The organism is Falsiroseomonas sp. E2-1-a20 (assembly GCF_051433195.1).
Classification (GTDB): domain Bacteria; phylum Pseudomonadota; class Alphaproteobacteria; order Acetobacterales; family Acetobacteraceae; genus Falsiroseomonas.
In genome coordinates, this window is sequence record NZ_JBHMFT010000072.1 from 1 (window position 1) to 12,629 (window position 12,629).

The window sequence follows — 12,629 nt, forward strand, 5'->3', positions numbered from 1 at the left end:
ACCACCCTGGTCAACTCCATACTGAAGATCCTCACCGCCAAGGGCGTCGAGGTGGCGCTGTGCGCGCCGACCGGTCGCGCCGCCAAGCGCCTGTCGGAGAGCACCGGGCTGGAGGGGCAGACCATCCACCGGCTGCTCGAGACCGACCCCAAGACCGGCGGCTTCAAGCGGGACGAGACGCACCCGCTCGCCTGCGACCTGCTGGTGGTGGACGAGACCAGCATGGTGGACGTGCCGCTGATGCGGGCGCTGATGCGGGCGCTGCTGCGGGCGCTGCCGGACCAGGCGGCGTTGCTGGTGGTGGGCGATGTCGACCAGCTGCCCAGCGTCGGGCCGGGCCAGGTGCTGGCCGATGTCATCGTCTCCGGCGCGGTGCCGGTGGTGCGGCTGACGGAGGTGTTCCGCCAGGCGGCCCGGAGCCGCGTCATCGTCAACGCGCACCGCATCAACCATGGGCAGATGCCGGAGCTGGAGGCGACGGATGGCTCCGACTTCTTCTTCGTGGAGGCGGCCGAGCCGGGGGAGGGGGTGCGCCGCCTGCTGGCGGTGGTGCGCGACCGGATCCCGGCCCGCTTCGGGCTCGACCCGGTGCGCGACGTGCAGGTGCTGTGCCCGATGAACCGCGGCGGACTCGGCGCGCGGGCGCTGAACCTCGAGCTGCAGCAGGCGCTGAACCCGCCGGGCGAGCTGCGGGTGGAGCGCTTCGGCTGGACCTTCTGCCCGGGCGACAAGGTGATGCAGGTCGCCAACAACTACGACCGGGAGGTGTTCAACGGCGACCTCGGCGTGATCAGCGGCCTCGACCTGGAGGAGGGCGAAATGACGGTGCTCTTCGACGGGCGGCCGGTGGTCTACGGCTTCGGGGAGCTGGACGAGCTGGTGCTGGCCTACGCGACGACGATGTAGCTGCTGCGTGAATTCTGGTTCTTTCGCACTTCCCGTGCTGCCATTTCGGCATCATGCGGCGTGGAGCACGCGGGCGCGGAGTAGGGCAAAGCCGGCTCGGCCGTACATGGTGCGCTTGATCATCTTGAGACGGTTGATCTGGCCTTCCACCGGGCTGGTGGTCCAGGGGAGTTCGAGCGCGGCCTGCACCGCGTCAGCGTCGCGACGCAGGCTCGCGGCGAAGCTGGCGAGGGACGTGCGCTCGGCGGCGACCAGTGCGACTTCGAGACCTTCGCCACCCTCGCGGCGCAGGACGCGGCGAAGGTTCTTGGCGGCGGCGACAGCCGCTGCCAGATCCGGCGTCTCGGTGAGGAGTTGCACAACGAAAGCGCGTGCGGTTTCACCAAGTGTCTCGGTGTCGGCCATGAGCAGCCGAGCGAGACCCCGCCGCGAGGGGTGTTGCCATACCGGGTGTGGCAGCCCGGCGCGTGCCGATCCCGTCGCTGCCCGGTGGCGTGTGGCCCAGGCGCGAACCGTGCTCGGCCGCCCCTTGAAGCCGCGCGCGACCAACTCGCGCCAGAGCCGTGCGGCGTTCTGGCATCCCTCCGCCCCTCCGCCCATCGTTGCTCGAGGAAGACCGCGTGAGCGTCGAGCATGCCGACGCGCTTTGGATTCCGCCAGAGCGGTGCGTGGCCGAGGCGCAGCCAGCTGCGTACTGTCTTGCGCTCGGCACCGAGCAATGCGGCAATGCGGCGCAGGGACATGCCCTTGCCATGGAGCCGGGCCGCCTCCTCGTAGCGGACCTGCCGGCGCTGGAGAGAGACCTGGCTCGCCCGTTCCGCCCGGCTCGGTGGCCGAGGCGCCGGCGCAGGGGTTGATGCCGCGGCGGTCTCCGCCCGTCCGGAGACAACGTGCCGCGCGGCGCGCCGGGCGGCGGCACCATGCCGATCACCAAGGGCCTGCACGGCATCGCCCAGGTTTCGCAGCAGATGCCAGCGGTCGGCAACCTGTCTGGCAGCAGGGGCACCCTGTCTGATCCCGTCGGCATAGGCTCCGGCACGGTCACGTGCGGCGACTTCGACACCGGGATGCTGCCGCAGCCACGCAGCCAGCGTCTCCGCCTGGCGGTCCTGCAGAAGGTCGACGACGGTGTTGCGCTCCAGGTCGACGAGTGCCGTGCCGTAGCGATGCCCGCGGCGCCAGGCCCAGTCGTCGACGCCCAGCACGCGGGGCGCAGGCCGCGGCACCTCACGGGACGTGCTGGCGGCGCAGGCCATCCGCAGCAGCGTGTCACCGCTGGTCGGCATGGCCAGCCGCCGCGCGAGCCGCGCGCCGGCCTCGCCGCCGAGGGCCAGGCCGAGACAACGCTGCACGTCGCCCAGGCGCTCGGTCCGCCTCGACGCCACCGCCGCCACGCCGGTGAGGCGCTCGGCGAAGGTCCGCCTGGAACAGGCCGGATTGAGGCAGTGGAACCGCCGGGCCTTGATCCGCAGGGCCACGGGGCGGCCCTGCCAGGGCAGGTCGCCGAGGGTGCGATCGTGCCGGCTGTGCACCCGCTGGGACAGCGTGGCGCAGTCCGGACAGGCCGCGGAGGACTGGCGTGGAACGGCAAGGATGGTCAGTTGGTGAGGTGACGGCAGGACCTGCTGGACCAGCAGCCCTGCCGGAATGAGCGGCAGCAAGCGCTTGGACAAGACGACACTTCATTGGAGGAGGGAGGTTCCTCCTATGTGCTCACTCCGCACCGAAACGACGACCAGCAGCGACGATCCACAAGGCGCAGGGCTCGGAGTACCCGGCGGTGGTGATCCCGCTGACGACGCAGCACTACGCCATGCTGGCGCGCAACCTGCTCTACACCGGCGTGACCCGCGGCAAGCGGCTCGTGGTGCTGCTCGGGCAACGCCGCGCCCTGGCCATCGCCGTCAAGAACCGCGGCGGGCGCCGGCGCTGGTCCAAGCTGCGCGAGTGGCTCAAGCCGGGCCACAACACGCCGCAGAGGCGCTGCTGACAGCGGATAGTCTGTAAGTGTCACCTACAACATATGAAATTTCATCACTTCCCGTTTTTCCCAGTCTAGAGCACACGAGCGATCGCGCGTCATCTCGGTGCGCTTAAGGATCGATTATGACCGGCACCGCAGGGCTCCAGGCAGCCACCTTTATCGTGGAGCAGAACCCCGATGCAGGTGTCGGTGCACTCTACCCGACGGTCCAAGTCACGGTGAGCGAGACGCTCGATGGCGACGGACGGATTTTCCTCAAGTTCTTCGTATCTGTGGTTCGCAGCAGCGATGGGCAGGTCGCTGACCTGCGCGGCCTGTTCTTGAACCTGGCGAGTCCCGGCTTGCTTGGTGGCCTCGCTGTATCCGGCCAGGACGTCACGGCCAAGAACTTCTCGGGCTCTGCGAACAATCTCGGGGGCGGCGTCAACATCAACGGAGCCGGGCCCGACAGCTACCACATCGGACTGGCGTTCGGCACGCAGGGCATCGGAAGCGATGATATCCGCTTCACGGAGTTTTCCCTTAAGCACAACTCGTCGGATCCCTCCCAGCCGGCGCAGGACCTGCGGGTCGGCCTCCTCACCAGCCAAAACTTTGCCGCGCGGCTGACGAGCGTCGGATCCGAGGGCTCTCGGGAGGGCAGCCTCAAGCTGCTTGGGCAGTTGCCCGCCGGAGCCGTTACCGGGCTGCCACAGGCCCCGACGGAGCCGACACCCCCCGGCACTGGTGGCGGCGATCCCACGCCGCCCGGGAGCGGCGATGGCGAAACCCCGCCGCCCGGCGGGGAGCCGACAGTCGACTATGGCGATGACCTGCCTGGCACCTGCACCGAGCCCACCACCTACCTCGGGAACGGGAACGACAGCTTCTGGGGGGCGGAAGGCCCGGACCAAGCCGCTGGCGGGCCCGGGGACGACGTGCTCATGGGCAATGGCGGCGACGACCGGCTCGTGGGAGGTGCCGGCCACGACACGATTGACGGGCACGACGGCGACGACACGCTCTGCGGGGGTGACGGCAATGATCGTCTTCACGGATTGGCCGGCAACGACGTGATCCTCGCCGGCGCCGGCAACGACCTCCTCGAAGGCGGCAACGGCCAGGACCTGATCATCGGCGGTGACGGCGATGACGGCATGCAGGGTGAGGGGGGCGATGACACGCTGATCGGCGGCGCCGGCGCCGACACCCTCGAGGGCAATGCCGGGCGCGACCTTCTCATCGGCGGCTCCGGAAGCGACCACCTCGCCGGCCACGATGAGGACGACACGCTGGTTGGCGGCGCGGATACCGGAACGGCGCGCCTCGTCGACGGGCAGCTAACGGATCTCGTTGCGGGCGATCGAATCTATGGTGACGGTGGCGCCGATCTTTTCATCTACCGTCAGGGCGATGGCGTCGACCTGCTGCCTGACTTCAAGCCGTCCGAGGGCGACCGGCTCGTCATCCACGGCTATGATGCTTTCACGGCCGTGGCGCGCATCGGCACGACGACCGTTCTCTATCTTGATGAGAACGCCGCGATTGTTCTGACCGACGCGTACCCAGCGAGCTCGCTCGCCGGGCCGTTCCCCGGCATCACCTTCGTGCCCGACCTCGCGTCCGCTGACCTGACAGCCACCGCGCTCATTTCGACCTATGGCAGCGGCCTCCCGCCCAACCCGGGTGCTTGGGGTGCGGGCGATGGCGGCGGCAGTGGCGGCACCACAGCTGGCGGAGTGCTGCGCGGCACGCCCGGCGCCGACCGCCTCATCGCAACCGGCTGGAACAATCGCATCGAGGCGGAGGCCGGCGACGACACCATTGATGGCGGCGAGGGCAATGCCGTCATCGACGCCGGCGACGGACGCAATGTCATCGGGGTGTGGGGCTGGAACAACACGGTGCGTGCCGGCGACGGCGGCTCCGTGCTGACCGGCCCCCATGGCAACACCACCGTCACCTTCGGCAATGGCGACCACGTCGTCATGCTCTCCGGCTGGAGCAACACCGTCACCCTTGGCATCGGCAACAGCATTGTCGATGCCGGCGCCGGCAACTCGAATGTCGAGATTGGTGGAGGCCATAACACCGTCGTGCTCCGCGGCTTCGGCAACCGCATCATCACCGGGAGCGGCGACGACGCAATCTCCGGCACCGAGGGCAACTCGGTGATCGAGGCGGGTAGCGGCAACAACCGCGTCACAGCGGCCGGGCACGCCAACCAGATCACCACTGGCGACGGGGACGACGTCGTCGCTGCCGGCGACGGGTCGGCGGTGGTGCATGCTGGCGGCGGCCGCGATGTCATCAGCCTGGAGGGCTGGGGCAACCATGTCTGGACCGGGGCGGGCGACGACGTCGTCCTGCTTGGGCCCAGCGATGGAAACGGCCACATCGACGGTGGCGCCGGCTGGGATACGCTTCTGCTTTCGGGTGCGGCGGCCGCCTATCGGTTCTCGCAGGACCCTGAGGGTTTCGTGCATGTCTGGGGACCTGGCGCCAGATCCTACCGCTTGCTCGATGTCGAGGGCATCGGCTTCAACGGAGGCAGCGGGACCATGGCTCCGCTCACTGATGTTCTCGCCGCAGTCGGGGTGTCCGAGATGGCGTCGATGAGCACTGGCGGAACCTCCTCCTACGTGCTGCCCGACTTGTACACCGGCCCCGTTGCGTACCTGCACTACCAACTGCTCGGCACCGCCAACGGTGAGTCGGTGGCCACAACGTCGCAGAACGACTTCGTGAACCTGCTCGACGGCGATGACGCCGCGCAGAGCGGCCTGGGCGACGACGTTCTTGATGGCGGCACTGGATCGAACTTCCTCTCCGGTGGCAGCGGTTGGGACACCTTCTTCATTGACGGACGTGGCGGCGGACCGACTTGGGGCACCATCACCGACTGGGAAGCCGGCGAGCACTTGTCGATCTGGGGCTGGCGACCCGACGTGAGCCAAACTCTCTGGCAGGATCAGGCCGGTGCCTCTGGCTGGCAGGGCGCGACGCTGCACATGGACCTCGACGGTAACGGCAGTTGGGACGCCTCCGTCACCTGGAGCGGCGTTACACGCGCGGCACTCCCGCAGGCGCACGAGTACGACGGGCTGCTCTGGTTCGCCTGAGCGTCGGCGGCGGCGCGGCACGGACCGTGCCTCGTCGCCCCGCATGTGATTACCAGAGGCGTAAGCATACTGCGCCAAGCCCTAGCCGCCCCCCGATTCAGCGTTTCAGTGCTGAGCCTGCAGGTCAGGCGGCTTTCCCCGCACGAGGCGCTTTGATCAGCTTCCGCGAAGGGAGCCGGCGCTGCGTCCAGCGTGCAGCGCGCGCACACGCCTTGCGGTGTCACGCGTCACGTTTCCTGCGGCGGCGTCTTTTCTATCAGGACCCGCATATCCGTCATCTGGCAGAAGGCGGAGCTGCAGGGGGCCTTCCGGATACTCCTCCGCCGGTATCTCCAGCGGGATGGGCCAGAAGCATTCGGCGTCACCCTCGTCGCCGCGCAGCGCCAGGAACACCACCCGCTCGACACGCCCGGCAACACCGGTCTCGACTGCGATGCGGAAGGCCAGCCCATCAGCCGCATCCTCGCCAATGGCGAGGGAGAGCTGACTGGCCTCTTCCTCGTGCCGGCGAAGCATGCGCACCGAGGGCTCGTCGGCCATGCCGCGGTAGAAGCGCACCGGGACATCCTCGATCAGGAAGACGAAGTGGTTGGACTCGTCGAGCACGCCCAGCCAGTTGAACGAGCCTGACGAGGCCGCCCGGGCCAGGCGGTTGCGGCCGAAGGCAAAGGCGCGGCAGCCAACCGACCACGGATCGTCGCCGAGTTCGTAGGAGGCCATGGCGAGGGCGTCACGGCGGGCGTTGGCGAGCATCCGCGCGCAGATCCGCAGCCGCTCCTCGGTCAGTGCTGGATGGATGTCCCAGGGCAGTCGGACTGGGGCAGGTGAGGGGGGCGCAGTCATCCGTGACGCGGAGGCTAGGCGGTTCAGGCAGCGGCTGACAGCGCTGTCGCGATGCATTTCGCGTGTGTGATCGTCACAGTAGGAGTGCATAGGGTGCGCGCGGTTGTCGAAGCAGCCGAGCCCCATGGCTCGGCTGCCTTTCCTTTCCGTACCCGCTTGGGGGAGGGGGCAGAGCTGTCCAACGCTCTGGAACGCGAAGGAGCTTGAGGAGCGGGGCGAGGCCGGCAATGGCGGCACGGAAGCGGTTCTGGCAGAGCGAGCCGCGACGGTTGGCCTTGAGGATGTTGAAGGCGAAGCTGCGGAGGCGGGCGAAGACGCCGGGGTTGCTGCGGATGCTGCTGCTGGCCGCGGGCCTCACGGCCGCAACTTCGTTATTGCGTGATTGAGGCTGGTCCGGGTGTTTCCCGGACCGATGCCAGCGCCCATACCTCCATAGCCGTAGCTCGGACGCGCCCCACCGTGCCAAAAACCAGTCAACCGGCGCTGGAGCAGACCAAAATCGGATGGGTGAAGCCCGCAACGCCTCCAGGCAGCCGCATCGCCTCGTTGGGCGAGGGCAGAGGACGCGCCGTGAGATGCCCGCCCGTGACGTCCGTCGTGCTGCCTTGCAAGCCGTTCAGGAGGGCTGCCAAGAGGTCCGGGCAACTGCGCGAGTGGCTGACGGTCACGTAGTACACGGTCGCGTTTGCCGAGGCTCCTGGATGTACCGCGCGATCATTATATCAAATCCCAGTGGTCAGAACTCATGCGGTAAAGCGGCTTTGCCGAGGCCGGGATGAACCCACATCAAGGTGTCCCCACCGGCGATAGGTTGGGAGCAACGCGATTTGGTATTAACGGAGCCAGCGCGCATAGGGTCGCGAAGCGGTTTCTTCGCTGAGTTCTAATGAAAACTGGCATGGGATCATCCGCGCCCCCAGGGGCGCCACGATCAAAGCTGAGTGCTAATACACTGATATATATGGGATTTTCCTGGTGAACTAGCGAAAGTCATTAGTGCTTCGCCAATGATCATTAATCGGGAAAACCGCTGCTTTATCAATAGCATAATGCTAGGTGTCGGCCCTGTGGCGACCACTCGCCACAGGGCCGAGCCAGAGGTTAGGAACCTGTGTTCTGCGCCGCCCAAGTCTGACGCGCGCGGGCATGTCGGAGGCGCCCGACCTCGTTCACCCGCCGTCCATGATCAGCCGGGTTCGGGTGGTGGTAGACCGCAATGACAGTAGCCGGCGAGTCGTGCAGACGCCCGGCCACGGTCAGAAAATCCTCTGGGTATTCCCTCAGCCACAAGGTGGCCCAGAGATGGCGGAACGCATGAGGGCCGGGGTTGAACCCCCACATCTCGATCAGAAAGTCGAACCTGTAACGTAATGTCGACGCGTTGCCGCAGAGGCACGGGTTTCCCTTCAGATGGCCCGTCGTGATCACCACGGAGGAGAGATAAGTCTTTTCCAAAGGATCGTACCCGAACATCTCCATCCAGAGCTTGTAGTAGGCTTCTACATACTGTTGCATGTCCGGCTCGATCTCGTTCTCGTAGCCGTAATCCACTCCGGCACGATTCTTGATCTCATCTTTGGGTATCTTCAGGTGCCAGACCCCGGACACGCGGGCCAGGTTGTGGTGCCAACGTGTGGTCCGCCAATTCAGTGAGCGGTGTGGTTCGGTGATGTACATCGCATAAGTGAAAACCTTGATCCCATGTTCGAAGCGTAGCCGGATGGGGTAGTTGGCGGGAGGGGCTGTCGCGATCAGGTCGTACAACGTCGGCAGCAGGATCGTGCCCATGGGGTCCTTCGGTCGGAGGATGCGCGCGAGCGCCTGGTGCGGATCGCGCCCCAATGCGAGCTTTTTCGCGTTGCTCTGCCGCGCCGTCTTGTCGCGCTTGTAGTCGCGTAGCATCCGCACCTGGCGGTCGCAGAACTCATGCCAAGCATCGGCCGTCGCGGGCGTCTCGTCTCCGAGTACGGCCCATAGGTCGTCGTGCAACTCGCGCTGTGCATGCCGACCGTAGGCTCGTGCGCCGCTGAAAATCGAGAGGTGCAGGTTGATGACGCTCTTGATCGTGTTGACGGCCAGCTGACCCACTCGTGAAATACGGAATTCGAGGAAGCAGATCAGGTTCTCGGCGAGGAAGAGGTGGCTCAGCCGAAGATCAGCTACGTCGATGCCGAGCCCAGACATCCTCTCGTTAACGCCCTTGGGCAACGCGAGGAACCCGAGCATGGTTCTCATCCAGCGGACCTTGGCTTCTTCAGTGCCGCCCATGAGGTCGTTCCTTCGGGAATCAGGGGCACTCACATCCTCTCGGGAAGCGTCCGGTATGGCTGCCCCGCGGCCTTTATGCTTCCCGCGGTCACGGCGAGCGACCTTGAGACCCGACTCGTGTTCCCGCTCTCTCGCAGCGGATGTCGTCCACGATTGGCTGCGAATAACCTTGGACCGCTTACCGTCGAGATCTTCGAATTCGTGTTCAGCACTCGTGTCGCTCCGCATCCAGGCACGGATCGGCGCGAACCGCTCCTCGACCGCCGGAGGCAGACAAGGCAGTGCATAGGGGAGGGCGATCAGGCCCTTGAGCTTCCCACCTGGATCATAGTCGGGATTGCGGAGGTTCAGACGAAAGCGCGGCTTCCACGACCAGACGTGCGAGGCGAGTTCGTCGACGCTCACGCCGAGGTCGGCCGCAATCCGCCGCTGGCTGCGTTTATCGGTCGGAAACACAGCCCCGAGCTCCTCGACCGCGCATCGGTGAATCGTGGCCAACCGCTTGTCGTCCAGACCCAGCTCTTCGGCCCGCTTCCGGACGAACAACCAGTAGGGATCACGCGCCTGGTCGACCTCGGGGACTAGGCCGCGCTCGATCTGCAGTCGGGAGTGCACGTCGAGGATGACGCTGAAGCCGGACATCGCCGTGGCGCGGGAGTGCTCGTTTCCGTACCGCCGCTCCAGGTGCGCCATAACAGCAGCGCGGGTGTTCTCGATCGCAGTAAAGGCGAGGTCGAGGCTGACCTCCCCGGCTTCGGCCCGGTTTCGGCATGCGAGCAGGGCGGTGAGCGCCTGCATGCCGCTGTTCCTGCGGCCAGTGGTCTCGTCCGCGAGGCCGGCTCGTAGGTCGGCGTAGGTCAGTGGTCTCCCGTGCGCCGGCGAGGCGCTGTTCATGTCGAGAGGCCGAATCGCGCGCGTCGTCGAGAGCTTTGTCCCAAGCCGTGCGGCAGCGCTGTTCGACCGCGAGCGAATTATCTGCTTGGCGTTGCGCTGCGTCCGCGATTGCCCTGGCGAGCGCTTCGTCGACCGGGAGGTGGCGATGTCGAGCGCGACGGCACGCGCGGGGTCACGGTCGTGCTGATCTTGGGTGACAGTGCGCGCGGCGGGCTGGTCAGATGATTTTATATTCATATCGTTCTCCAAGACGCAAAAATTCCTCGTGCGGCCAAGTGACCGGACGAACGGCCCCTTGCGGGGATGGAAATAATGAAGGGAGGCGTACGGCGTGGCCGTGTTGGTTGCTTAGATCATGAGCTCATCCCGATGCTGATTGGTGCGGTCGGAAGAACCGCACTGTCAGTAATTCGACAATAGGCAAAATATGTGTACCGGGTATGACGCCGTGTGTGCTTGAGTAATCAAGTTCCGTGCTTATAATTCACCTCAACAAGGGAATCCGATGCGAAAAATGATGGTGCTGGACGGCACGTCTATTTGCAAAATACGGTGACCTTGGGAAGAGGGCCTCCCCTCGCGGCCGCCGCAGGAGCCGTCGCGCCGGACATGACCAGCCCCACCGCCCGCCCTGGAGAACGCGTCGCGAAAAGCCGCTCCGCCTGCCGTTCGGCTGTGCGAAATTCGGCCGTCCGACAGGCTGCCAAGTGAGAGAGGTCGGCTGCCCAGGGAGGCGGGACGCATTGAGCCGGGGCGAAGACCCCCGGTGCCGGACGCTGCCCCGAGGGAATGCGAAAAATCCTCAGCGCTTGATGTTGGCGTAGGTCTTCCGCACGACGGCACGCCACACCGTGACGGGCGCGACGCCGAGGTCGGCCGCAATGGCGGTGAGGTTCTCGCCTGCGGCGTGCCGCCGGCGCGCCGCGAGCACCTCCTCACGTGCGAAACGCGTGCCGCACGCCCGTTGGCCCCGCGCATCTCGCGCGTTCTCGCGCGGCAGCGCCGGGCAAGGTGCCGGGGCAGAGCGCCGGGGCGTGCGATCACCTGGGAGAGCCGGGCGGGGGTGACGCCGAGACGTGCCGCCGCATCCGCAAGCGTCCCGATGGAGCCGCGCGAGTAGGCGTCAAGAACCCAGCGCAGCCGTCGCCGGTCGACACGCCCGCGCCGGTGCCAGACGCGAGGGTACCGGCGTGGTGTCGGAGACGGGGTCTGGGCCATGGCTGCGCCGGCCCCGGACATTCGGGGACGAAGCGGCCTCGGGCTGCGGCGAGCCGGCTCGGTCCCAACCCTGGAAGGGGTAGACCGAGGAGGTGGGTCAGCCGCCGATGGGGTAGCGGCGGCGCGGCGGAGTTGCGCCGCGAGCGCCTCGAATTCTGCAGCCCTCGCGAGCAGCGCCTGCCGTGTCGCGGCCTCAACCTCGGCCGGTTCGCCTGCCGGCGGGGAGAGCCCGCCGCGCCCCTCTCGTGGACCGCCAGTTGCCGCCCGGCTCACGTGCGCCCGTCGAGGAGGGCGAGGAGGGGGCCCTCGTTCACGTCCGCGCAGATAGCGACGACGGCGGTGACCGAGATGGCGTGCGGTCGTCCATCAAGGTCGCGTACAACGACACAGGGGCCGATCCTGCGGCTGTTTTTCTCAACAGGCATGGTGAGTCTTTCAGGGATGATGGTGAAGAATGGGGGCTGCAGGAGCGTGAGCAGCGGTCCTCGACGTGCCTGTTGCTCAGGCGGCAGATGACGCAGCGCCACCCGGGATGGCTGCACTTTGGTGAGCGGTCCCCACAAGTGGGTGATCCCGCCTGCCATTTTTCGCATTCCAGTCTGCCGGGCTTCAGTGCAGCTCGAGCGCCGTCAGCGCATCCAGCTGGTGTGCGGATGAGAGTTCACTTCTCGCATACGGCGACAACGGCCTGCAGAAGGTTGTTGATGGTGGCCGTGGCTGACGGCAACGAAGGTGTCAGGCGGAAGCCGATCCTGACCAATGCCAGGACATCGTCAGTGAGGTGATCAAACCCTGATCCATTCCACTTCGTCGAGGCTGATCTCGTCACGCCGCCGGTCGTAGAGCTGGGTGGTGCGGGTGCTGGCGTGGTTCGCCATGGCGGCAGCTTTCTCGAGCGTGCCGCCGTTCCTCAAGTAAGCGGTGATGCCGGTGGCGCGGAAGGTGTGGTTGCCGATCCTGGTGCCGAGCCCGCTCACGGGCGGCGCGGCGCTGGATCATGGCGTAGGCGTTGGCCTGCGGCAGGGGGGTGCGCGTCAGTTGTAAAAGTCTGTACTTGATCTGACGGTTGCCGACTTGGCGTGGCGGGTGTCCGCCAAGTCGAAGCTGTCAGGCGCCGCGGGTCACGCGGCCTCGCCGATCTGCTGTTTTTCGCGCGCGAGGGGGCGGCTGTCCAGGAAGGTCTGCATTGGCGTCTTGCCGAAGCACCAGCGACCCTGATGAGTGCGCGCCTCGTTGTAGTACCTCATCCATTCGTCGAGGTCGGCCTGTAGTTCCTCGATGGAGCGGTAGACCTTCTTGCGGAAGGCCACGCGGTAGAACTCGTCCAGCAGCGTTTTGTGGAAACGCTCGCAGATACCATTCGTCTGCGGGCTCTTCGTCCGTGTCCGCGTGTGGTCGATGTCCTCGACGGCTAG

At 66.5% G+C, this 12,629-nt stretch carries 8 protein-coding genes and 2 pseudogenes; 3 read left to right on the top strand and 7 right to left on the bottom strand.

What is annotated here, in order from left to right:
- The coding region (locus ACFHPP_RS29125) for an ATP-dependent DNA helicase (protein ID WP_437166735.1) at nucleotides 1-906 on the top strand (906 nt) is incomplete at its 5' end.
- A 51-nt stretch (nucleotides 907-957) separates the two neighbouring features.
- Here ACFHPP_RS29125 and ACFHPP_RS29130 read toward each other — a convergent pair.
- Nucleotides 958-2,579: pseudogene (locus tag ACFHPP_RS29130) on the bottom strand (ISL3 family transposase).
- A 65-nt stretch (nucleotides 2,580-2,644) separates the two neighbouring features.
- Between ACFHPP_RS29130 and ACFHPP_RS29135 the strand changes: the two are divergent.
- Nucleotides 2,645-2,896: pseudogene (locus ACFHPP_RS29135) on the top strand (ATP-binding domain-containing protein); the annotation flags it as partial.
- Nucleotides 2,897-3,012: 116 nt separating this feature from the next.
- Nucleotides 3,013-5,991 carry a calcium-binding protein gene (locus ACFHPP_RS29140; protein WP_437166736.1) on the top strand — a complete coding sequence of 993 codons (2,979 nt, stop codon included), beginning with the start codon at nucleotides 3,013-3,015 and terminating at the stop codon, nucleotides 5,989-5,991.
- Nucleotides 5,992-6,147: 156 nt separating this feature from the next.
- Here the strand turns inward: ACFHPP_RS29140 and ACFHPP_RS29145 are convergent, their stop codons facing one another.
- The 6 genes from ACFHPP_RS29145 to ACFHPP_RS29170 all read right to left on the bottom strand — a co-directional run.
- Nucleotides 6,148-6,744, bottom strand: coding sequence for a hypothetical protein (locus ACFHPP_RS29145; RefSeq protein ID WP_437166737.1), 597 nt, complete (start codon nucleotides 6,742-6,744; stop codon nucleotides 6,148-6,150).
- A 1,191-nt stretch (nucleotides 6,745-7,935) separates the two neighbouring features.
- Nucleotides 7,936-10,245 (bottom strand): hypothetical protein, encoded by a 2,310-nt coding sequence (locus ACFHPP_RS29150; RefSeq protein WP_437166738.1) that lies wholly within the window; start codon nucleotides 10,243-10,245, stop codon nucleotides 7,936-7,938.
- A 553-nt stretch (nucleotides 10,246-10,798) separates the two neighbouring features.
- The gene (locus ACFHPP_RS29155) at nucleotides 10,799-10,927 is read right to left on the bottom strand and encodes a hypothetical protein (protein WP_437166739.1); all 129 of its coding nucleotides are present in this window, start codon (nucleotides 10,925-10,927) and stop codon (nucleotides 10,799-10,801) included.
- Nucleotides 10,928-11,483: 556 nt separating this feature from the next.
- The gene (locus ACFHPP_RS29160; RefSeq protein ID WP_437166740.1) at nucleotides 11,484-11,798 is read right to left on the bottom strand and encodes a hypothetical protein; all 315 of its coding nucleotides are present in this window, start codon (nucleotides 11,796-11,798) and stop codon (nucleotides 11,484-11,486) included.
- Nucleotides 11,799-11,999: 201 nt separating this feature from the next.
- A complete protein-coding gene (locus tag ACFHPP_RS29165) occupies nucleotides 12,000-12,191 on the bottom strand; it encodes a hypothetical protein (RefSeq protein WP_437166741.1) in 192 nt (63 codons plus the stop codon).
- 144 nt (nucleotides 12,192-12,335) lie between these two features.
- On the bottom strand, nucleotides 12,336-12,629 hold a 294-nt coding region (locus ACFHPP_RS29170; protein WP_437166742.1), incomplete at its 5' end, for an integrase core domain-containing protein.

Excerpts from the sequence above, each read along its gene's own strand:
- ACFHPP_RS29160 (WP_437166740.1), bottom strand. The coding sequence starts at position 11,798 with ATGGCAGGCGGGATCACCCACTTGTGGGGACCGCTCACCAAAGTGCAG.
- ACFHPP_RS29140 (WP_437166736.1), top strand. The coding sequence starts at position 3,013 with ATGACCGGCACCGCAGGGCTCCAGGCAGCCACCTTTATCGTGGAGCAG.
- ACFHPP_RS29145 (WP_437166737.1), bottom strand. The coding sequence starts at position 6,744 with ATGCTCGCCAACGCCCGCCGTGACGCCCTCGCCATGGCCTCCTACGAA.